General features: G+C 63.3%; 16 protein-coding genes. 3 read left to right on the top strand and 13 right to left on the bottom strand.

Annotated features, from left to right (window positions below):
- Positions 1 to 3 precede the first annotated feature (3 nt).
- From VIK36_RS21580 to VIK36_RS21520, 13 genes are all read right to left on the bottom strand, one after another.
- The gene (locus tag VIK36_RS21580; RefSeq protein WP_324643606.1) at positions 4 to 1521 is read right to left on the bottom strand and encodes a polysaccharide biosynthesis tyrosine autokinase; all 1518 of its coding nucleotides are present in this window, start codon (positions 1519 to 1521) and stop codon (positions 4 to 6) included.
- Between the two features lie 177 nt (positions 1522 to 1698).
- Positions 1699 to 2796, bottom strand: coding sequence for an acyltransferase (locus VIK36_RS21575; RefSeq protein ID WP_324643604.1), 1098 nt, complete (start codon positions 2794 to 2796; stop codon positions 1699 to 1701).
- Between the two features lie 55 nt (positions 2797 to 2851).
- Positions 2852 to 4084 carry a glycosyltransferase family protein gene (locus tag VIK36_RS21570; protein WP_255173802.1) on the bottom strand — a complete coding sequence of 411 codons (1233 nt, stop codon included), beginning with the start codon at positions 4082 to 4084 and terminating at the stop codon, positions 2852 to 2854.
- Positions 4081 to 5214, bottom strand: coding sequence for a DegT/DnrJ/EryC1/StrS family aminotransferase (locus tag VIK36_RS21565; protein WP_255173801.1), 1134 nt, complete (start codon positions 5212 to 5214; stop codon positions 4081 to 4083). The genes VIK36_RS21570 and VIK36_RS21565 overlap by 4 nt, the downstream gene beginning before the upstream one ends.
- Positions 5211 to 6761, bottom strand: coding sequence for a lipopolysaccharide biosynthesis protein (locus VIK36_RS21560; protein WP_324643603.1), 1551 nt, complete (start codon positions 6759 to 6761; stop codon positions 5211 to 5213). Before VIK36_RS21560 ends, VIK36_RS21565 begins: the two co-directional genes overlap by 4 nt.
- Positions 6758 to 7840, bottom strand: coding sequence for a glycosyltransferase family 2 protein (locus VIK36_RS21555; RefSeq protein WP_255173799.1), 1083 nt, complete (start codon positions 7838 to 7840; stop codon positions 6758 to 6760). The genes VIK36_RS21560 and VIK36_RS21555 overlap by 4 nt, the downstream gene beginning before the upstream one ends.
- The gene (locus VIK36_RS21550) at positions 7837 to 8496 is read right to left on the bottom strand and encodes an acetyltransferase (RefSeq protein ID WP_255173798.1); all 660 of its coding nucleotides are present in this window, start codon (positions 8494 to 8496) and stop codon (positions 7837 to 7839) included. The genes VIK36_RS21555 and VIK36_RS21550 overlap by 4 nt, the downstream gene beginning before the upstream one ends.
- Positions 8493 to 9659: a DegT/DnrJ/EryC1/StrS family aminotransferase gene (locus VIK36_RS21545; RefSeq protein ID WP_255173797.1), complete on the bottom strand. Its 1167-nt coding sequence runs from the start codon at positions 9657 to 9659 to the stop codon at positions 8493 to 8495. The genes VIK36_RS21550 and VIK36_RS21545 overlap by 4 nt, the downstream gene beginning before the upstream one ends.
- Positions 9659 to 10651, bottom strand: a complete 993-nt coding sequence (locus tag VIK36_RS21540; RefSeq protein ID WP_255173796.1) for an NAD-dependent epimerase/dehydratase family protein — start codon at positions 10649 to 10651, stop codon at positions 9659 to 9661. Before VIK36_RS21540 ends, VIK36_RS21545 begins: the two co-directional genes overlap by 1 nt.
- Positions 10648 to 11772, bottom strand: a complete 1125-nt coding sequence (locus VIK36_RS21535; RefSeq protein WP_255173795.1) for a Gfo/Idh/MocA family protein — start codon at positions 11770 to 11772, stop codon at positions 10648 to 10650. The genes VIK36_RS21540 and VIK36_RS21535 overlap by 4 nt, the downstream gene beginning before the upstream one ends.
- A 28-nt stretch (positions 11773 to 11800) precedes the next feature.
- On the bottom strand, positions 11801 to 13390 hold the full coding sequence (locus VIK36_RS21530; protein WP_255173794.1) for a sugar transferase: 1590 nt from the start codon (positions 13388 to 13390) through the stop codon (positions 11801 to 11803).
- Positions 13391 to 13544: 154 nt separating this feature from the next.
- The gene (locus VIK36_RS21525; RefSeq protein WP_324645333.1) at positions 13545 to 16226 is read right to left on the bottom strand and encodes a helix-turn-helix transcriptional regulator; all 2682 of its coding nucleotides are present in this window, start codon (positions 16224 to 16226) and stop codon (positions 13545 to 13547) included.
- Positions 16227 to 16809: 583 nt separating this feature from the next.
- Positions 16810 to 19053, bottom strand: coding sequence for a PKD domain-containing protein (locus VIK36_RS21520; protein ID WP_324643602.1), 2244 nt, complete (start codon positions 19051 to 19053; stop codon positions 16810 to 16812).
- 516 nt (positions 19054 to 19569) lie between these two features.
- On the opposite strand from VIK36_RS21520, the gene VIK36_RS21515 reads away from it, so the two are divergent.
- From VIK36_RS21515 to VIK36_RS21505, 3 genes are read left to right on the top strand one after another with little or no spacing between them, the layout of a single operon-like run.
- Positions 19570 to 20385 carry a glycosyltransferase family 2 protein gene (locus tag VIK36_RS21515; RefSeq protein WP_255173793.1) on the top strand — a complete coding sequence of 272 codons (816 nt, stop codon included), beginning with the start codon at positions 19570 to 19572 and terminating at the stop codon, positions 20383 to 20385.
- Positions 20378 to 21382 (top strand): glycosyltransferase family 2 protein, encoded by a 1005-nt coding sequence (locus tag VIK36_RS21510; RefSeq protein ID WP_324643599.1) that lies wholly within the window; start codon positions 20378 to 20380, stop codon positions 21380 to 21382. The genes VIK36_RS21515 and VIK36_RS21510 overlap by 8 nt, the downstream gene beginning before the upstream one ends.
- Positions 21379 to 22680 (top strand): glycosyltransferase, encoded by a 1302-nt coding sequence (locus VIK36_RS21505; protein ID WP_324643598.1) that lies wholly within the window; start codon positions 21379 to 21381, stop codon positions 22678 to 22680. The genes VIK36_RS21510 and VIK36_RS21505 overlap by 4 nt, the downstream gene beginning before the upstream one ends.
- Positions 22681 to 22713: the final 33 nt, after the last annotated feature.

The raw sequence follows: 22713 nt of genomic DNA, 5'->3' as shown, positions 1-22713 counted from the left end.
CAGCTACGACGCTTTTCGGATTTCCTTGGGGGCGCTTTCATGAACGTCGGTGCTGTCCGGGCTTCCGGAGGATGACGTGTGCGGGGCTGCCAGGTAGGAACCGTAATAGGCGTAGGAATCCACGCCCTTAGTGGGAACGCAGTTGAATATCACGCCGAGGACGGAGGCCTTGACCGTGTGAAGTGTTTTCAGCGACCTTTCCAGTTCGTCGCGCGTGGTTTGTCCGGCCCGGGCCACCACGACGACTCCGTCGGCGGCGCGTGACAGGACAGCCGCATCCGTGACTGGAAGAAGAGGGGGCGCGTCGATGAGCACCGTGGCCCCGGCGGCAAGGGTGGTAAGCAGTTGCTTCATGGCATTCGTGCCGAGCAGTTCGCTTGGGTTGGGCGGGATTGGTCCTGAGCCCAGGATCGAGAGATTCGACAGGACGGTGGGCGCCTGGATGACGTCCACCAGTTTGGCCTGGCCGCTCAGGACATTGGTCACCCCGACTCCTGGGACAAGGTTGAAGGCTCCGGCAATGCGGGGACGGCGGAGGTCTCCATCCACGACGACGACCGGTTCGCCGGTAGCGGCCATTGTCACGGCCAGGTTCCCAGCAACGGTGGACTTGCCCTCGGAGGTCATTGGGCTTGTTACTAGGATGATGCGGGGACGGTGGTCGATGTCGAGGAACCTCAGGTTCGTCCTGAGTGACCGAAGAGCCTCAATAAAGGCGCGGTTCTGTACTTCTGTTCGCTGGAGTTCGTGGCGCTCCGTGCCAAGTACCTTGAGGGTATCGCTGATGTCCGGATCATAGGGGAGCGTCCCGATCACCGGAACTTCGAAGAGGCGCTCGATTTCGCTGGAACTCCGCAGCCTGCGGTCAAGGTGGTGCCGGAGGAGCGCTGTGGCGTACGCGAGGAGCAGACCTGCAGCAGCACCCAACAGGAGCGCCAGCTGGATGTTTGGAGAAATTGGCGCAACGGGACGGGCCGCCTTATCCAGCGGAACCAAGCCCACCGGGAGGGCCGGGGCGGGTGCCTGGCCGGCAGTGACGGAACTTTCGAGTAATTGGACTTGCTTGGCCAATTCGCTGACCCACGCGTCGGCTGTCCGCTGGGCCACGACCGGATCCGGAGAAGTGGCGGTAATGCGGATTTCCGCCGTTTCAACGGGGACGTTGACTGCAATCGTAGGGAGCAGGGCGTCTGCGGTGGTGTTCAGCCCCACCGATGCGATGACCTGATCTGCGATCAGGCGTGATTCAGCTATGGACTCGTAGTTCTTGATCTTGGACTTTGCCAGCGCATCCCCCGTCAGGAGTGTATTCACATTCTCTGAACCGACGGTGAGGACCAGCGCACTGGACTCTGCTGCGTATATGCGCGGCTGGAGGGCGCCCCATAGGGTGACCACGGCTGTGACCACAATTGCGATCACCGCAATGGAACGCCAGTAGAGCCTTGCCACCCGGACGTAGCCACGGACCCCCATTCCGGTACCGGAGTCATCGCTGTTGACCTCATGCTTGCCTGTCACGATGTTCGTTCCTTTCCTCTTTCGGAGCGCCTGAAGGCGGGTGAACCCATCGGCCTGGGTGCAAAACTAACGCGGCACTGCTTGCTGCCGGGATGAACCTGTTGGTGCTTTGTGGACTGGCTGGAACAACAGTGTGGAAACTGCGGGCCCCCGCGCCGGGTTTTTCAGGCGAGACCGTCAGGAGAATTTCGTTTTCCATTTGGCAGCGGGCTTAATGAGGGCTTGGTGGGTGAGGACTGCAAGGACCGAACTTGCCGGTATGGCGTACCAACCGACGTTGATGAGTTGGTCCGTTCCGGCGGCGAGCATGATCAGGATCGCCATCGGGTAGTGCCAGATGTACAGCTCGTAACTGATCTTTCCGACGTACACGACGGGGGGAACCGAGAGGACGGTCTTCAAGCCAAATCTGCTCCGGTCACCCGCCACGATGGAAGCAATGATGGCCACTGTCCCGGCGGCAGCTGCTATGTAGGCCAGCGAATTTAGGGAAGGCCGGAATCCGGCGGCAACCACGGCAATGGCGATTACCAGCGCACCGGAATAACCCCACGACGGGGTGAAACGGACATCTGTGTGCTCAGCCAGCCACAAAGCAAAGCTGCATCCAAGGAACAGGCCTCCTGCTCGAAGGAAATAACTCGCGTCCTGTCCGGTCCAGCCCATCATGAGTTGTGCACCGTCCAGGAGAATTCCCAAAGTCAGGGCCACGATCCATTTGCCTGCAACGCGTCGCGAAAAGAGGAGTATCAATGCGAAGGGCCACATGAGGTAGAAGATTTCCTCAATTCCAAGGCTCCATGTTTGGAGCCAGGTGAGGCCGGCTTTACCGAAGAATTGGCCAGCAACGGGCGTCAGGTACGTGGCGGCCAAGGCGACTTCGATGAGGTGCTTGCTGCCCCTCACGAGCAACCCGAAAGGAAGGATTGCTACGATGGCTATGAGCAGTGCGGGATAAAGTCGGACCGCCCTGCGCCAATAGAAGAGGCCTAATCGGATCCGGTGATTCCGTTTCAATTCGGTGAGCAATATCGTCGTGATGAGGAAACCGGATAAAGCGAAAAAAATGTCCACACCGAGGAATCCCGCGAACGTCTGGGGCTGAAGGCCGTGATGTATGAGGACGAGCAGAATGGCAACAGCACGCAGGCCATCGAGGGCGGGGACATACTGCAGTCCCTTCGGATCCGGCAGTTGCTTGGATGGTGTGGTGGCACCCTTCGCTGGCGAATCAACAAGAAGGGCAGCCGAAAACCACGAAAGGGCTGTAGGCATTCGCATCCGTAGTCTCCTTTGGCATGTTGACTGCGTGTAATGGCGGTACCCGGCGTTAGCGGGAGCGCGACGGGCTGAACTTGCGGCCGGTTATGGCTTGGGCAAAGCTGGCCTGGGTTTCAGCCCAGGTGTATTCGCGGTGAGCGGCGGCCCTTGCGGCCCTGGCCGAGCGTTCGGCTGTTCCGGCGGCTGCCACAACGTCACTTAATGCCTTGGCCAGATCAGTCGGGTTGGGTGCGGCCCAGACTGCTTCCGGGTTGGTCAGAACCGAGCGGGCAGAAGAATCATCGTTGAGTACGGGGACGTTTCCGGCCGCAAGCATTTCCGCTGCCACCAGGGTAATGTTCGTAAAGCTCAGCGCCAGCCCGGAAATTGTCCGGTTATAGAGTTCGTTCAACTCTTGAGGGGAAACCCTTCCATGCTGCTGCACGGGAATACCCCAACCAGTCGCGCGCGCACCGTAGACATTGATTTCCTGCCTTGGCTGCATGCGATGAAATTCCTGCAGCGCCAGACGGCCCATATCGTAGCCCCTGCGTTCAGCCTCGGGTTTGGCGAAAAATACGACGCCGGAACGCCCAGCCGTGTTGGTTATCCGATAGGTGCCAACATCACTTCCAAAGGGCAGGACGGTTGACTGGACGCCGACCTCCCGCTTCAGTACCTCCGCCACCATCGGTCCAAGGGCCATTAAGTTGAAGCCGAAGCGATAGCTGTCCTCGGCAAGTGAGTAAAGCGAACCGCGAGGATGGAAGTAGGGCTCGTAATCCTGGATGAAGTAATGGGGTGAAGGGCCTCCGCGGCGGGGGATACGGGCGGCGAGCACATGGGCCGTCTCCCATGAACTGGCCACGCATGCGTCAAGGCCATCCAATCGTCCGGGGACAGGGTGGACATCCGCCAACACGCTGGGCCAGTACTTCCTAATGATGGACCGGTGCCTTTCCATTGCCCCGTCGTTCCGGTTGTATACCAGAATCGTGCAGCGGTGGCCCCGCTCTTCCATCCCCCGCACCATTCGGAAGAAGGTCGTATGGCCTCCGGCACCGGGAATGGGCGGTGTTATGAGCCAACCAATATGCATGGGACCGCTAAAAGACCGGGGCTCTCGCATGCCCATGCCGGTTGAACTGGAAACATCCCCTGCATCCAGCGGGAAATTGAGGGGCTGGAGTCCCAGACGGGCATCCAATTCGCCGTAAAGGCGGCGTATTGCGCGGCGCGATGTATCTGCAATTCCCCTGGCTTTGGCCCGGGCAATAACCTCGTTCACACTGACCCTGGTCACTTTGGCCTCCTTGCCATCGCGTCCTTCAATGCCTTCGCCACATGCTGTTGCTGCTGCCGTGTGATGTGGGGGTAGATCGGGATGGAGAGAATCTGTTGGGCGGCAGCCTCGGCCACAGGGAGACCCGGGCAGGGAAGGCCGGCACGTTTCCAGGCGTTCGTTCGATGAACCGGAACCGGATAATGGACCGCGGTTGCCACGCCTGCCTGGCGCAGGTGATCTGCTACGGCGTCCCGATTCCCCAGCCGGACGACGTAAAGATGCCAAACGTCCGAGTTTCCTGGAGCTGATTTTGGCAGTCGGAGCTCCTCGATGTCCGCCAGGAGTTGCCGGTAGTTCCTGGCTGCTTCGCGGCGCAAGTCGTTCCATGCCGCCAGACGCCGCAACTTGCAGGAGAGTACTGCGGCCTGAAGGGTATCCAGGCGGGAATTGCGGCCCATGATCTCGTGCTTGTACTTGTGTTCACTTCCATGAGCACCAAGTAGCCGTATATGCCGGGCCGCCGCGTCGTCGTCGGTGGTGACAGCCCCGGCGTCTCCGGCGGCTCCCAGGTTCTTGCCCGGATAAAAGCTGGTGGCCGCCAAGTGCCCGAGCGTGCCCGCGGCCCTATCGAACCTGGTGGCACCTTGCGCTTGCGCCGCATCTTCGATGATGACAGCGCCGCATTCTTCCGCTATTGGTTTCAGCCGCTCAACCGGGGCTACCTGCCCGAAGAGGTGCACCGGGATGATGGCAGCTGTCTTGTCAGTTATCAACTTCCGCACCGACTCCGGGTCCAGCAGCAGGTGCTCCTCGTCTACGTCAGCCAGCACGGGCTGCGCACCGGTTCTGAGAACCGCCTCCGCGGTCGCTATGAAAGTATTGGCCGGAAGGATCACTTCCTGGCCTGGTCTAACACCAGCCGCGCTGAGCGCCATTTCCAACGCGTCAGTGCCATTTGCAGAGCCGATGCAGTGCCGCGCGCCGAGAAACTCAGCGTACTGCTGCTCGAACAGCTCCACCTCTTTTCCGCCGACGAACGCAGCCCGCGCCATGATATCCATCAGTTGGGGTTCTAGTTCCTCCCGGATCTCCTCCTGCTGTGCCGGGAGATCAACCAGAGGCACACGGATTTGTGCAGAATGGATCAATTCGAGCTCCTCGGGGTTGTCTGGGAGGTGTTGGTGGTCTCCGGTGCTGTGATCGCATCGACTTCAGGCCAGCCTTCCTGTTCCGCGCCTGCCGTACTCAACTGACTTAGTCGCAGGTACGTCCGCTTGGCGGCCCTGGCGGTCAGAGCCAGGTACAACCCAGCGCCGGCGAGGCAGCCGGAGGCAAGCGCGAGGACCGGCGGGGTAGTCCACTGCGAAGCGAGCCAGCCCAGGGTACCGGCCCCGATAGCCGCGAAAATCGGGATGATGGATGGCACAAGCATCCGCTTGACCGACGTTTTGATAATTCGGGCTACGAGGAAGAAATAGACAGGGAGGACTGCTGCCCAGATCACGATGGCGTGGGCTGCTCCTGCACCGCTGACCCCTGCAAGAGACACGCCCAGCAGAAGGGCTGGGAAGAGGCAGGCCAGCCAAAGCATCTGTACCCAGAACAGTCCTGTTGTGCGGCCACCCCCGACACACAGATCGGCCAGGATCTCCGATACGATGCGGCCCGCTCCAAAGATGCCGAGTCCGACCATGGCGGCCGCAGCACCTTGCCAGGTACTGCCGTAAAGCACCTGTACAAGTGGACTTGCCAGTCCCACCAGCAGCGCGGATATCGGCATGGCCAGGTATGCGGCCAACCCGAGGACATCCGGTGCCGCCCGATCGAGAAGTCCGGCTTTATGCAAGCGGCCGAAAGTAGGTAATGCGACCGTGCGGATCATGGCAGTAATTAAGCTGCTCGGCAGGTTGGCCAGGCTGAATGCCAGAAGGTAGACACCCAGCTGGGCAGGACCCAACTGCCGGCCCACGATGACGTAGTCCAAATTCAAGGTGGCGAAGACAACGAGGTTCGCCAGCGCCAACGGCATCCCGAGCCGGAGGACATAGCCTGCAGCACGCCGGTCAAAGCCCGGACGGAAACGGACCGGCGTAATTATCCAATATCCGGCCGTGGTCAGTAACTGCCCGGCTACACGTGACCAGACAAGGGCGTAGGCTCCTAGACCGTCCTTCGCCAAAGGGACCGCCACTGCAAGAGTCAATACAGCCCCCGCGAGTTCCACGAACGCCCTCGGTCGCTGAAGGTAGTCGCGCCAGACCAAGGCCGCGGGCACACCTGAGCACCCTGACAGAAGAATGGTGACTGAGAGGATTTGAATGACGCCTGAAGCGTCAGGATCTCCAAGGACCGCGGCCAGGGGCGGCGCAAAGAGCATCACGGATCCCGTGATCACCGCGCTTGTTGCCACTCCCAAAGTAAGGATTGTGGGTGCGATTTCACGCGGATCACGATCGGCGCGTGCCAGTGCTGCCGTGGCCCCCAGTTCGGTCACATTGACTGCAATGGTCTGGATAACCTGTGCCACAGCCAGGGCGCCAAAGTGCTCGGGGGCCAATATCCGGGCCAGGATAAGCATTGTAAGGAATTGCAGTGCCCTGCCGGCCACCACCCCGGCTGCGCCCCAGGCAAGCCCTCCCTTCAATTTTGCCTTGACCGCTTGGACCGGAGCCGCCTTAGCCTCTTCCCGAGTCATGAGATTCCGACTTTGCGCCAGGCGACCCAACGTGCGCGGTTCAGTTGGTGCCGGTAGCTTTCCATGAAGGTCTGGAAGTTTGTGGGCGCTGCTCCACTAACGGCCCGCCGGAGGCGGTGGCTGAGTGCACGGCCGCGGAGGGTGCCGGCTGCGCCAGGGTAAGCAGCCTTGGCCACCTCCAAGAGCTCGAGGGATGCACCAGTTGATCCGCCGCTGTCCAGATTCCGCTCGGCCAGCAGGAGAGCTTCCCTGCAGATTCCCCGCCTGGCGAGCTCAAACAAGTTGCCTCCGTTCGGCAATTGAGGGGCCACCTCCGCTGTGGCCAGCACACGGAACGCAGCAAGCCTGTGCTCCAGATCGATCTGAAGGGTGCTGTAGCTGGTGAGGTGCATGTTCTTTTCGTGGATTCGGTAGTACGCCTGGGATGGACCGTTGATTCTTCCCACATCCCACCCGGCCGCAGTTCTGAGCCAGTACTCAAGATCGGCCGAGTGCGGAAGATCCTTGTTGTAGAAGCCCACTTGCCGCATAGCCGAGGTTCGCATCACTACTTCCGGCGAAAAGATGAAGTTCCTCCCCCGCAGACAGGACCACAGGAGCCACTCTTTGCCCGGCCAGACAGTCCAGTAGTTGGGCTGCGCGCCGTCTTGCTCCCAGGAGGGCTTGGGGTCCCCCCGAAATTCGGATGGCAGGCCATAAACCAGGCCTACTCGGGGATAGGCCCTCATAAGGTCGGTGGCCCTGGACAAAGCGCCAGGAGCAACGATGTCGTCTGCTGAAACGAGCGTTACAAATTCCGTTTCCACCCTCGCGAGACCATCGTTGTAAGTGGCGATGTGGCCAATGTTCTTCTCGTGGGCCACCACTGCGATCCTTGAGTCCCCCTTGGCGAGGGCGTGGGCCACCGCCACGGACCCATCGGGTGAGGCATCGTCGACAATGATGACCCTTGGTGAAACACGCTTCTGCGCCAATACGCTTTGCACAACCTGTGGGAGATAAGCTCCGTAGTTGTAGCAGGGAATGACGACAGTGACAGCTGCTGCATCTGCAGCTTCCCGCGCCCGGACGATCCTCATGACATCCCCCCAATCCGGAAGCTTTCCCCATCAATCTCGTGGGCCGGCACCCCAACCCACGTCTGCCCGTCTGGGACGTTGCTCAAAACTGCCGCCCCCATTCCCACCGTGGCGTAAGCCCCCACCGATGTTCGCTCGCGAACGCTGGCGTTCATGCCCAGGTAGGCCGCCCGGCCAATCCGGACACCGCCGCCCAGCGACACACCCGCAGCGAACGTCGCGAAGTCCGCCACGTCGTCGTCGTGCGTAAACGTCACTGAAGGCATCGCCACCACGTGCGAACCCAGCGTCACCGAGGCGGTGAGCGTAACGTTCCGGAGCAAAATACTGCCCCTGCCCACCCGGCATCCCTCCGGGTACTGGACCGAAGGGTCGACGGCGGTGGCGTAGCGGGCCTCTGTAAGGCCCAGTGACGTCAAGCGCTCCACCACGGACTCGCGCGCCCTGCCAGACCCGATGCACACCAGCACGAACGCGTGGGTGTACTTGGCAGCGTCATCGATGGTCCCCAGTACGGGCGCCCCGTCCACGGTCACGCCCGCCATTTCCTTGTCGTCATCAAGCAGGCCGACGACGTCGTACTGGCCGCTGCTGCGCACCATCGCCAGGACTTCGCGGGCCAGGCCGCTGGCAGCTATCAGGATCAGCTCACTCATGTGCGCGTCCCTGCGGCCGAAGCCCGGATGGTACTGATGATCCTGACCAGGCCGTCGTCGTCCAGCTCGTGGTACACCGGCAGGATCAAAGTCCTGTCGTTGAGCCGTTCCGTGTGCTGGAGCAGGGTTCCACCGGAGTCACGCCACCGGTAGGCGGGCTGGCGGTGCGCCGCCATGATGCCCCTGCGCGCCGAGATCCCTGCTTCCGCCAGCTTTTGCAGGAGCCCGTCCCGGCTGGTTCCAAAGCTGGGCAGGACTTCCACCCAGAACGACTGGAAGTTGGTGGTGCCGTAAGGAGGATCCGACACCAGCCGCAGGCCCGGCACCCTCGAGAGGCCGGCAACATACTGCGCGGCGATGTCCCGCCGCCGTGCCAGCACTTCCGGCAGCCGGCCCAGCTGGACCAGTCCGACGGCGGCCTGCAGGTCCGTCATCCGGTAATTGAACCCGACCTCGAGGTAGGACTCCGCCGGGGCGAGCAGTGAACCGTGCCGGTCCGTCGCGGATACGCTCATTGAATGCTCGCGCAATGTCCTGGCCCTGGCCGCCCAGTCAGCCCGGTTGGTGGTGAGCATGCCGCCTTCACCGGTGGTCAGGATCTTGCGCGGGTGGAAGGACCATACGGCAACATCCGCGCCCGCACCCACCGGCCGTCCCTTGTAGGTGGATCCGACGGCACATGCTGCATCTTCAATCACGGTGATTTCGTGCCGGTCGCACAGCTCGCGGATGGGGTCGATGTCCAGCGGCACACCGCCCTGGTCAACCACGATCACGGCACGGGTGTCCAAAGTGAGCGCAGCGTGGATGGTTTCCGCGGTCACGTTTCCGGTGGCCGCGTCCACATCGCAGAACACCGGGCGCGCCCCAACGTATGTCACGGCGTTCGCGGTAGCGATGAACGACAGAGACGGCACAACCACGTCGTCCCCGGGCCCGATTCCCGCAACGACCAACGCCAGGTGCAAGGCCGTGGTGCAGCTGGACGTGGCAACCGCGTGGCGGACTCCCTGGAATTCGGCGAAGCGCGACTCAAATTCCTTGACCTTGGGTCCCTGCGCCACCCAGCCGGACGCCACTACCTCAGCCAAAGCCCGGGCTTCCTCCTCACCGAGCCAGGGCTTCATGACGTTGATCCGGGCAAGAACGGGTTCAGCAGTCATCACGCACCAACCTTCCGTGCTGCGGCAATCTCATCGCGCAGTGGCAGCCACCAGTTGACGAGTTGCCGCAGTCCCTCTTCGAGTTCCACCTCGGCCTTGAAGCCAAGGTCGTGGGCGGCCGCGGAGGTGTCAGCCAGGCGACGCACCACGCCGTTCACTTGGCGCGCGGGCCCATGCTCCACGGTGAGGCTGGAGCCCATAACCCGCAGGAGTGCCTGCGCCATCTCCAGCAGGCTGGTTTCCGTACCGCTGGCCACGTTGTAGGTCCCTTCAACGACGTCACTGCCGGCAGCCAGCACGTTTGCGCGGGCGACGTCAGCGGTGTGGATGAAGTCCATGGTCTGGAGGCCGTCACCAAAGATCAGCGGCGGCTCCCCGTCCATGATCCGCTCCATCCAGCGCACCAGGACCTCGGTGTACAGGCCGTGGACGTCCATCCGGGGCCCGTACACGTTGAAGTAGCGGAGCATCACATAGTCGAGGCCGGTCATGGCCCGGAAGCTCCTGGCCATGCCTTCGTTGAAGGACTTGGCTGCCCCGTAGAAGGTGTCATTGTTCGCATGATGGTGCCGTTCCGTGGTGGGGAACTCTTCAGCCATCCCGTACACGGAGGCGCTGGACGCCGCCACGATCTTGGCTACCTTGTGCTCCGCGGCCGCTTCCAGGACATTGAAGCTTCCGTCCACCAGGACCTCCAGGGCCAGCCGGGGCTCCTCGGCACACTGGGTGATGCGGATGGCCGCCTGGTGGAACACCAGGTCCTTGCCGCGGGTAAGGTCATGCACCAGGTCCCGGTCCTGGATGTTGCCCTGTACCAGCTCAACCTGCCCGGATGCCAGGGCGCCGACCAGGTTGTCCAGCCTGCCGCGAACCAGGTTGTCAAGCACATCGATGCGGCCCACACCGGCATCCAGGAGGGCGTCCACCAGAGTGGATCCGATGGTGCCCGCCCCGCCGGTGACCAGGACGCTGGCCCCCTCCAAGGCCCTCACCGTGCTCCCTCCATTTCGGTGCCGGTTCCGGCCATAGCGGATCCCGCCACTGGGGCAGCCTGGCCGTCCATCGCCAGGCTGCGGGTGACGGCCTCAAGGACCGACAGAACCCGGAGCCCGGATGTGCCGCCTGTTCTCGCTTCCTGGCCGCTGCGGATGCAGGATGCCAGTTCCTGTACCACCAGGCTGAGGGCCTCCCGTTCCGGAAGCGCGGGGGACCAGGTATCACCCAGGCGGTAGGAAACTGCTGTTGATGCCTTCTCGCCGACGGATTTCGGCTGCCGGTCCAGGCTTACGCCGCGGTCGTAGACGCTAAGCCGCTGCTGGGGGTTCAGGTCGTCCCACACCAGGGTCCGCAGGGAACCACCAATCACCATTTGGCGGATTTTCGTCGGGCTCAGCCAGTTCACATGTACGTGGGCCGTGGCATCGTTGGGAAGCCGGAAGTTCAGGTGTCCCACGCAGTCCCGCCCTGTTCCCAGTGGATCTGCTCCGAAGGCGGACACTTCGGCCGGATTCAGTCCACCCGGGAGGACAAAGTCCAGGATGGCAAGATCATGCGGAGCAAGGTCCCAAAAGACGTCCACGTCAGGTTGGACGAGCCCCAGGTTGATCCGGGTGGAATCCACGAACAGGATCTCCCCGAGGGATCCAGATTGCACCAGTTCCTGCATCTTCAGGACGGCTGGCGTGTAGCAATAGGTGTGGTCCGCCATCAGCACCAGACCGTTCGCCTGGGCCTCGGCCACCATCTCGAGCCCGTGTTCCCTGTTGTCCGCCAGCGGCTTTTCCACGAGGACGTGCTTCCCGGCCCGCAGCGCCGTCATGACCGCCCCGTGGTGGGTGCGCGCGGGGGTGGCAATGGCCACCGCATCCACATCGCAAAAGTCCAGCAGCTCGTCCATGGACTCCACACAGGGGATATCCCCGAGCGTGGCTGCGAGTTTCCGCGCCCGTTCGAGGTCCAGGTCGCAAATGGCCACCAAGTCCCAGTCGGGGCTGCTCTGGAGGTTGCGGGCCAGGTTTGGTCCCCAGTAGCCGGCACCGACGACGGCGATACGGAGTTTTCGCGCTGGCCGCGGCTGGGCAGGGGCGTGAGTTTGGTTGGCGAATGATCTCATGTGATTTTCTTCCCGTTTTGTGGATGAGCTAGTAAGCGCCGGATGGCCTGATGACGGCCCGGAGCGTCCTCCAGAGAATCAGAAGGTCACCTGCAAGGGACCAGTTTTCGACGTAGTAGAGATCCAGCCGGACCGCTTCCTCCCAAGGGAGGTCCGAGCGGCCGTTGATCTGCCAGAGTCCGGTGATGCCAGGCTTGATCAAGAGCCGGCGGTGGGTGTGGCGTTCATAGCCACTGACTTCGCGGTCCAGCGGGGGCCGCGGCCCCACCATGCTCATATCGCCCAGCACCACGTTCCAAAGCTGGGGAAGCTCGTCCAGCGAATACTTGCGCATCCAGCGTCCGCAGCGGGTGACCCTGGGATCGTCTTTCACCTTGAAGAGCACCCCGGCCCCCTGGTTCTGCTGGTTCAGCGCAGCCAGCCTCGCCTCGGCGTCGACCACCATGGAACGGAACTTGAACATTCCGAAGACCTGGCCGTCCTTGCCGATCCGGTCCTGCCGGAAGAAGATGGGGCCCGGGCTGTCCAGCCGGACGATCGCCGCGAGTGCCAGGAGCACCGGGGAGAGGACCAGGAGGGCGGCCAGCGCGGCAATGACATCCATGACGCGCTTCAAGGCATGCTTTGCGCCGCCGTACTGCGGAATGTCCACGTGCATGAGGGGCAGGCCCTCCACCGGCCGCCAGTGGATCCGGGGGCCGGCAACGTTGGTCAATGTGGCCGCCAGGATCAGCTCGGTGGAGGACTCCTCGAGTTTCCACCCCAGCTCCCGGATGAACTTGTTTCCGCCCGGCATGGGCCCGGCAATAATGACAGAGTCCGCGTCAACCAGGCGTACGGTCCGGGCGATGTCATCCGTTGACGACAGCACAGGAACGGTGCGGCCGTCCACCCGAAGGCCGGCTCCCCGGCGTGCCCCCGGGAGGCAGGCGCCCAGGATTTCATACACCGCTCCCGACTTCCGCGATACCTGCTGTATGACGTACCTGACGTCCTCCGGTTCGCCGACCACAACAGTCCGTGAGAGGTGCCTGCCCCGCAATTTCTCCCCGGCCAGCCGCCTGCGGAAAGCCCAGCGGTTGGCCGTCAGGGCCGCCAAACCGAGGGGCAGTGAAACCGTGACGAACGCGGTGGCTCCGTGGACGGAGAAAACCACCGCGGCGAGGGCCATCAGGCCAAAGATGCGCAGGGTGGCCGATGCCACCCGCTTGTATTCGTCGGCGCCGATGCCAAGCACCTTGGGGTCCCTGGTGTGGTAGGCCTCCAGGGCGCCCAGCCAGATGACGGTCAGTGCTGCCGCCGCAACTGCTGCCCCGCCGTCTCGGGGCCCAACCGGTGCGAACCCGGCTTCCGAGAGGGTGAAACCGGTGTAAACGGCTACCGTCACCATAAGGGCGTCTGCACCCCGGAGAAGGTTGACATGCTTGGAGATCCAGGCTGCCGTCGCCTTCCGGGTCCGGGCTTTCGCGCCGTGGAAAGCGGGCACCTGCGGAAGCGGCAGCGGGGTCCCTGCAGTCTCCGCCGCCACCACTTGCTGTGCTGAAGCCCGGGGCGCAACCGCGGGGGTGGTGCGCCAGTCAAACGCAGGCCGGGATTTAGCCACTGGTGCTTCTGCCATGGGTGCCCCTTTCCGGCTTGGCCGCCTATCCTTTGGGATGAAGCAAAACTAGCCTCGGACTGGCGCCTTTGAGCGGGATCGCCAAGGCGTTTGTGGCTCCCGCGGAGGAAGGATGTGGATACTGCGGGGACCTGCAGATTGCAGGACTTTTGGCCTATAGGACGGGCAGGACGTAAGGCTCGGCGGCCGTGGTGGATCCCTTGCCCGCGGCGAGGGCGGTCAGCTGCGCCCGGGACTCAACGCCAAGCTTGCGGTAAATGGCAGTGAGGCGCACTTCGACCGTGCGCACGGATACGTACAAGGTAGCGGCGATTTCCTTGTTGCGCATGCCCCGCGCCACCATCTTGGCCAGTGCCCGCTCATGGTCAGCGAGTAACAGCATGGCTGGGTTGCCCTGCATGCGGACAGGCTCCATGCGTTCATCCAGCAGAAGGGCATCCACATGCTGCGTCCATGCATCCGCACCCGCCTCGTCGAACATCACCTTGGCGCGGAGGAATGTATCCCTCGCGTCGCGGAGCCTGCCAAACGCGTGCAGTCGCTCCGCGTAGCACATAAGGGTCCTTGCCCTTTCGAGCGTATGCCCGTTCCTGCCTTCGAGTGCCTGGTTGAAAAGCTGCAGCGACTGTTCGCCGTCCGCAAGCAGGGCACGGCTCCGGGCAACAGCCATCATTAGCCACGGGGACCGCAGCCCGACCGAACGGCTCTCGAGGCGCAGCAGCGCCTGCGTGGCCTCGTGGTGCCGGCCCAGGCGGATCAGTACCTCCACCAGGTCCGCTTCGCAGCGCAGGAGGGTGGGGTTGCTAAACCGCGTGCCGATTTCCGCGGCCCGGGACAACTGGGCAACAGACTCGGCCAGGTCGCCGCGCAACAGTGCGAAGTGGCCTTGGCAAGCCGCAAGCTGTGCCGTAATGGCAGGGTGGCTGTCCGCGCCTACATAGCGGAGCGCCTCGATTGCATAGGAACGGGCCTGTGCATCGTCGCCAAGAGAATGCGCCCGCCACACCCGGAAGAGGTGCCGCATTCCACGGTGGTACTTGAGTTCGGGTTCGGAAACCTCAAGTTCGTCGATCAGCCGAACGGCAGCGCGCACGTTACCGGCGCGGATCGCGTTGTCCACAGCCATGAATGATGCGGTTTTCTGCCAGTTAACATGGCCTGGTTCGTCCGCGCTGTTGAGCAAGGCAAAGGTTTCGTGGGCGCCTTCATAGTGTTCGGCATAAGTGAGGGCCCGGCCGTGCATCAAAAGGCCGGCTATCCGGGCGGTGCCCGTGTGTTCCTGCTTGCGGCCAAGATTGGCCGTGTCACCGCCGATGGACTCAATCAGCAGCTTGGCGCGTTCGGCGATACCCAGGCACTGCGCGGATGCTGACCCGCGGAATGCGTTGCTGTGGCGCAGGAGTTCGGAGGCGTCCTGCAATTCCCACCGCTCTGCGTAGTAGAGGGCGCCAATGGCCAGCAGGCTTGCGGCGTATGCCGGGTCATGCTGACCGAATTCCTTCACAAGCCGGAGCACCATGCTGGCACGCACGGCAGCTCCCTGGGCGAATTGGATTTCGAAAGACAGGCCAGTCAACCGCAGGATCAAGGCAGGATTGCGGGTAACCCGCTGTGCCCACTCCAGGTAGCGGCGTGCATACACGAACTCACCCCGGTTGAACAGCAGTTCAGCCGCGGTGGTCAGGCGCGCCGCCGTTTCCGCTTCCCAAGGGTTGATGGTCAGTGCGCGCTCAATGTACTCGATCGCAAAACTCACTTCACCACCGCGGACCAGGTCAACGGCGTGCCGCAGCAGCTGGAACGGGGTTTGCCGTTCCAGGGCGGTAAAGCTTAGGTGCCACCTGCGGGCGTAAGGGTCCGTGTCGCTGGCTGCTTCCGCAAGGGCCCGGTGGTTGGCTGTCCGTACGGCCGGCGTCATTGCCGTGAAAACATGTCCCCGTAGCAGCTGGTCTCCAATCCCCAGATGGGGGCCCGTTCGGTTCACCAAGCCGGCAGCCAGCAGCTCGTCGACGCTCGTCCACACTTCGCGGTCGATCTTCTCGATCGTAGTGATGTCACTCCGGTAGGAAAGTGCCAGTAGACCCAGGACGTTGCGGGCGCCAGGGGTCAGTGCGCCCACGGCCGACGCGTACTCCGCATCAAAGCTGCCGCCGGAGGGCAGCGGGACGGGCAGTGCGTACTTGCCCTCTGCATGCCTCTCCAGCAACCGGTTGTAAACGTCGACGGCGGCAAGCGGGTTTCCACCGGTGGCTGCGGCAACCGCGTGCGCAGCCGCCGTCGTGGTCCTCTTTGTCGGCGTGCTCTCCAGCATCCGTACAGTGTCGCTGTAGCTCAGGGGCTCAAGGCGCAAGGCAGAAAGGCCGCTAAAGGCGCTTTCCGTGAGGTCCTCCCGCACGCCGACAAACAGGACGATGTCGGTGCCCGATAAACGTCTGGCAATGAAGCCAATGACAGCCTGGCTGCTGGGATCGAGCTGGTCGGCGTCGTCGAGCACGATAACGGTGCGTGATGAGGAGCGCTGGTGCAGGCCGTTGAGCAGGGTGCTGGCCACTGCCGGCACGCTCATGGCGCCGGTGGCGTCCCGCATTAGCTCGTCCGCGATGCGGTTCAGGACGGGATCATCCATGTCGTTTAGAAGCGCGGTCAAACCCGATAATGGCCAGTCCGATTCGGCAGCACTGGCCGCCAAATACACAGTGCGGTAATCGGAGAGTGTGGGTATCACCGACAGCAGGGCGGTCTTCCCTGCCCCCTTGCGCCCAATTACTGTCAGGGCTGCTTCTTTGGGCCCACGGATTACGGAATGAATTCGATCAAGTTCTTTAGTGCGGCCCATAAGCGTCATGACGTTCCCCATTCATTGAAGAAGGAGACCGCTTCCCGCATACCGATTGCACATCCCGGCGCCCCGCTCCCCAGCGCGGGCCTCAGCTTATACACAGCGAATATAGCGCCCATCTAAACAACGGCACCACCGGGTTACCGCTGGATTTCATCAAGATTGGACCCTGCACTTGCTCAAGATTTCAATTCCGAGGTTCACCGCCGTGATTGAGGTCAAAGGTCCCTCGTCATTACAAAACTCCGCCGACTATGCTCTGTTTCGACGCGGCTGGGCCCGCGCGGGCCTTACCGCCTGCCAGGGGGCAGCCCGGCCCAGATTCCGCGTTGTGCACTTCACGGCAGCGGCTACCCGAGGATGGGGCAGGGGCAGCGCTGGGTGCTGGACGTCGTGGCCGGCCTCGACTCGACTTCGCTGTGGCCTTGGGCGACTTCTCCTAAAAGCCAAGCGACGAAAAGGACTTTTGCCTGATGACATTGAAATTGAATAGGAATCGGCTCCGGTCCGCCACGCCGGCGGCCCGGAGCCAATCCCTGTTCAGTTATTCATTCAGTTGTCTATTCAGTTGTGGGTTCCACTAGGCCGCCGGCTTGAGGGCGGCCCGCCAGGCGGCCACAGCCCGTGCGGCACTCAGGGTCCACGTGGCCGTTCCGCTGGCCCCCGCCGTCGCCTGCGGTTTGTCCGCCTGCTCGGCGATCTGCCCGGCGGCTGCCTCCCAGCGTTCGGTCCAGCCCGACGGGGCGGTGACCACGGGTGCACTGCAGTCGCAGGCCACCCCGCCAATCAGCATCGCGCCGTTGCTGGCCGTGGTGATGCTGCCCACCGTGATGCTGGTGGCCGAGTAGCTGGTGTCAGCGGCGGTCACCACCGGGCTGTCCAGGGGCGTGGCGTTGTTGACGCCGCGGTAGGAGGTGATGCCGCCACCCCACTTGGCCGCCGAACTGAGCGCCCAGCTGTACGTTCCCGGATCCGAGGCACCCACCACCTTGTAGTACGCGAACGCCCGTGCACCGGAGGTCGAGGTGCTGTTGATGGATTTCGCATTGACCATTGCCGTCCAGCCGGCAGGGGCGGTCAGGTTCGGGTTGAGATCCGTGGTGATGGAGGCGACCAGGACGTCACCCGCCGCGGTACCGGCAGGAACCGTCAATGACGCAGTGGTCACGGCAGTCCCGGAGTTGGAGGTGCTGGAATTCACCACGGTAATGCCGCCTGTTGCCGGCGGTGGTGCCGAGCCGACGGTGATAGTGGCCGTCGCCGACGATGATCCCGCGGCATTGGTCGCCGTGAGTTTGGCGGTGTAGGTCCCGGCCGTCGTGAATGAGTGGCTGGGGTTCTGTGCTGTGGACGTTCCGCCGTCGCCGAAGGTCCATGCCCACGAGGTGGGTGCGTTGGTGGACGTATCAGTGAAGGTCACATTCAGCGGCGCGGCACCCGACGTCGGGCTGGCGGTGAACGACGCCACGGGAGCCTGGGCCGCGGGCGGCGGGGTGCCGCCGAGCGACCGGTCCGAGAACCAGTAGCGCTTCGCCACATTGTCGCTGGCCATGACCACCAGTCCGGTGGTGTTGTTCACGCTCTGCTTGCTGGTGGTCACGTCATTGATGTTCGACGACGACGCTGCCTGCATGATGGGCGTGCCGCGGCCGGAACCGAAGACGGGATTGTCCATGGACGCGGTCTTCTCATAGATGCTCCCCGCGACGCCGGAGTAGGCACAGCCGGAAACTGAGGTTGGCGGAGCCGTGTGGAACGCCCGCACCAGGTTGTTCTGGGTATCCAGGATAATTTGCGGCCGCGAGACGCAGTCGCCGGTCTTGGCAATCGTGGACTGCGTGAATGCTCCGGTACCGGGCTTGAAGACCAGGAGGATCAGCTGCGGCAGCGTCTTGTCACTGGAAATGTCATTCAGGCTCGTCTTGACCGCCGCGAAGACCCGGCCGCTGGTGTCCGCCTGCAGCGTCTTGAGGTTCATGTGGTCATCGGACTGGCCGTTGCCGCGCAGGGCCGGCTGCAGTTTCCAGGAGGAGTTGGCAGCATCTGAATCCTTGTGCGTGGCCCACCAGACGGTGTCGGACTTGTGATCACTCCACATGACACCCACCTGCCCGTTGCCGAAGGCCACCACCGCGGAGATGTCATCCGGAGCGGGGTTCGGGTTGCTGACGGGAAGGACGAAGGGCGTCCCCCAGGAGGCGCCGCTGTTGGTGGCGGCGTTCATGTACACGGTGTTGGTGTATCCCGACGTCGAATTCCCGGCAACCTGGGTCCAGGTCGCCCAGACCCGGCCGGTGGTGTCCTTGTCGATCGTCATCGATTCACTGGAATTGTTGGTGATGGTGGTGGGGAAACCGCTGTCGAGCGTGTACTTGCCGCCGGCGTAGCTGTACCGGTAGAGCTTGGCCGGGGATTTGGATAGTGACGGCTTGGGTGTTCCATCGCCGGTGATGGTCACCACGTGGGAGGCAATGTAGAGGTGGGACCCGTCCCACATTGTGTCCGCCAGGGTGCTTCCCCTGGTGTCATTGACCACCCCGGTGTCCACCCAGCTGTTGGAGGCCCGGTCCAGCCGGTAGATGCTCCATCCGGTGCCGGACTTCCACATGTCGGCCCACCACGATCCGTCATTCCACCACAGCTTGCTTTGCGGCTTGTCCGACGTCGGCGGATTGGACACCCCTGAATAGGCAATGCTCTGGGTGCCATAGACGGGATCCGCTACGGCCGTACCGGGCAAGCCGAGGATGGAGGCCGCCAGAACCATTGCAACGGCAAGGGCCTCACCTGTCCGGCTGAAAAAGTGTCTGCGTCTGAGCTTCATAAGGGAACTCCTGGGGCATAGGAAGAATTCGGGGAACGTCCGCCCGTTTGGCCCAGTCACAAAGAGCTCTCAGCCCCCAAGTACCGAGAAGCGTATGCCCGGACAGGAGCTGGGGCAATGCAAGTGCCATACCTAAATAGGGGTTTCTACCATCCCCCTACCTAATGTTTTCCCGGCACCCGGTTCCCCCTATACCTAATCTTTTTGGCCTCCCCCGAGCCCTTTACTTGCCTAACAGGGGGTGAACCCCAGGTAAAAAGTGAGTACCTACTACTCGTGATACCCGCATTAGGTAGGGGGTAGTCTTCCTGAACGGCCAGAGGATTGGCGACGGTTTGCTGGGGGGTCAGCGACCAGACCATGACCGGATGAAGCGTTAGTGCCACCGCCAGAACGGCCGGCGGCCTTGTCAAGAATCCGAACTGTCATGAAGTGGTGAGGCAATTGTCGATTTCCCCCCAACTTCCAGCTCTCTTTTCCGAGCCGGGACATTTATTTCCACAAGCCTCAATCAGCGTGGTCATTCCCACCCTGAACGAGGAAAAGAACCTCCCCTGGGTTCTCCGCCGGATGCCCTCCTACGTCGATGAGGTGATCATCGTCGACGGCCGCTCGCAGGACAAGACTGTTGAAGTGGCCAAGGCCCTGCGCCCGGACGTGGTGGTGGTCAATGAAACACGCAAGGGGAAGGGTGTGGCTCTCCGCGCCGGCTTCAACGCCGCCAAGGGTGACATCATCGTGATGCTGGACGCGGACGGGAGCATGGACCCCCAGGAGATTGGGTGGTTCGTTGCACCCCTCCAGCACGATTTTGATTTCGTGAAGGGCTCCCGGCACGTCACCGGCGGCGGGTCGGAAGACCTGACCCGGCTGCGGAAGGCCGGCAACCGGGCGCTGACCGGACTCGCGAATGCTGTACTGCACAGCAACTACTCGGATCTCTGCTACGGGTACATCGCCTTCCGCCGGGAATGCCTGCAGGTGCTGGAGCTGCAGTCGGACGGCTTCGAGATCGAGACGGAACTTATTGTCCGGGCTGCCAAGGGCGGGTTGAGGATTGCCGAAGTTCCAAGCCTTGAGCTGGACCGGATTTCGGGAGCATCAAACCTGCAAACGTTCCGTGACGGGTGGCGCGTACTGCACACGCTGGCACGGGAATGCACGCTGTGGGAGGCACCCACGGCAGGTGCCCGCCCGGAAGCGCTCCGCCGGGTGAAGTACACCTACTCCAACGTCCACTTCCCGCGGCTTCCGGTGGATCCGCACAGCGTCCTCACCCCGGCCGTGAAACAGCAGGACACCCTCGTTGCGGCGGTGAGCCAGCATGCTTGACCGCATCAAGCCACTGTCCGTGTCAGTGGTGATCTGCGCGTATACCTCCGAGCGGTGGGGCATGCTGCTCGACGTCATCGAATCGGTCCGCAACCAGACGCTTGCCCCGGACCAGGTGCTGGTGGTCATCGACCACAACGAGGACCTCTACGAGCGGCTCATCGAGATCGTCGATGACGTCACGGTGGTTGAGAGCGCCGGCCTTCCCGGATTGTCCGGGGCCCGCAACACGGGCGTCGGGCTCGCCGAATCGGACATCGTCGCCTTCCTTGATGACGACGCCGAGGCGGCGCCGGATTGGCTCGAACGCCTGGTTGCGCTGTACGACGATCCGGATGTCCTGGGGGTGGGCGGCAAGGTGGTCCCGCTGTGGGAATCCGGCCGGCCGGGCTACTTCGCGGAGGAACTGGACTGGATCGTGGGGTGCAGCCACCGCGGCCTGCCCCGCGTCGCTTCGGAAGTCCGCAATGTGATCGGCGCCAACATGTCCTTCCGGCTTGAGGTGCTGCGCCAGGTGGGCGGCTTCAACCAGTCGCTGGGCCGCAAAGGCACGCTGCCGCTGGGATGTGAGGAGACCGAAATCTGCATCCGCTCCCGGATGGGCTTGCCGGGTTCGCGCATTGTCTATGAACCCGCGGCGCTGGTACACCACCACGTTCCCGCATCCCGCGGGACGTGGCGCTACATGATGTCCAGGTCCTGGGCTGAGGGATTGTCCAAAGCCCAGGTCAGCCAGCTGGTGGGCCACAAACGGGCGCTGGGCCCGGAACGCCGCTATGTCCGCAGCGTGCTCCCACGCGCAGTGTTCACCGGCCTGAAGTCGTGGGGGCGCGATGGCAGTCCCGACGGGCTGGGCCGTGCCGGCGCGGTCATTGCGGTCCTGGCCTGCACCGCAGCCGGGTACTTCCAGGGGCGCCGGCTTCAGCATTGGACGGGCCCGGAGGAAGAGGACGTGGTCCTGGTCCCGGCCGGCGCACAGTGGAGGGAAGTGCAATGAGCGAAGGTGCCGGCCAAGTGCTTGAGGATCTCCAGGGCGAGGCGCTGATCCTGGTGCCCGCCATGGAGTCGCTGTTGCCGCCGGCCTGGCCGGGGGCGCGGTGGATCGGGTCGGTGGACCTGGAGGACCTCGCGGACTGTTCGCGCTTTGAACTGGAGAACCATGCTGGATACGAGCGGGCACGGCTGCTGGTGCGTGCGTCGGGGGCTGTGCGGGGATTTGTCGACGTGCCGTCGCCGGCGGGAATCGTGGATCGGACTGTCTTCGAGGACGCCCTGGCGGCCCTGCCGCCAGTCGCATCGTTCCCGCCGGCGGTGACCACCCCGCACATCACGGTGGTGGTGTGCACCAGGGACCGCACCCTGCAGTTACGGGGTGCGCTGCTGACCATCCTTGCCCTGGACTACCCGCACTTTGACGTGGTGGTGGTGGACAACGCCCCCGCCACGCAGGCCACTGAAGAACTGGTCCGGCGCGAGTTCAGGGACCAGCGGGTGCGGCTGGTAACCGAACCCGTTCCAGGCCTCTCCCATGCCAGGAACACCGGCCTTCGGCACGCCAGGGGAGACCTCGTGGCCTTCACCGATGATGACGTGGTGGTGGACAGGTCCTGGCTGCGGGAGATCGCCGCGGCATTCGAAGCCGTTCCCGGGGCTGCCTGCGTGACGGGGCTGGTTCCCGCGGGAGAGCTCCGCACGCCCACCCAGGGCTACTTCGATTCGAAGGTCAGCTGGTCACGGAGCCTGGTTCCGCAGGTCTACTCGCTCGCCAACCCGCCCGCCGCGCTCCCCAAGTTCCCCTTCAGCCCCGGAGCTTTCGGAACGGGGGCCAATTTTGCCCTCAGGCGCCAGCCGGCACTTCGCCTTGGCGGGTTCGATCCCGCCCTGGGGGTGGGAACTCCTACGGGCGGCGGGGAAGACATCGACATGTTCACCCGGGTCATCCTGGCGGGGCACGCTTTGGTGGTCCAGCCGGCCGCTATTGTCTGGCACCGCCACCGGGACGGGCTTGAAGACCTGCGGGTACAGGCGCGGGGCTACGGCAACGGACTTGGGGCCTGGATGACAAAGGTGATGATGGACCCCCGTACCGCGAGGCTGGCCCTTGCCAGGAGCTGGGGCGTTGGACTCGAGTTCCTGAACCGGCGGCAACAGGCCGGCCAGCCGGCGCTCCAGGGGCCGCCGATCCACAGTTCGCTGGAGTCCCAGGTCGACCGGCTCGTCTGGCTGCAGCTGCTGGCTGTGGCCCTGGGTCCCTACAAATATTTGCAATCGCGCAGGGCTGCCGCGGGCAGCTAAGACAACAGTCCACAGTTGGGGCCGTTGGCGGAG

Source organism: Pseudarthrobacter sp. LT1 (assembly GCF_035621795.1).
In the GTDB taxonomy this organism is placed as follows: domain Bacteria; phylum Actinomycetota; class Actinomycetes; order Actinomycetales; family Micrococcaceae; genus Arthrobacter.
The sequence above is the reverse complement of the archived record's forward strand: the minus strand, read 5'-3'. Positions and strand labels throughout refer to the sequence as shown.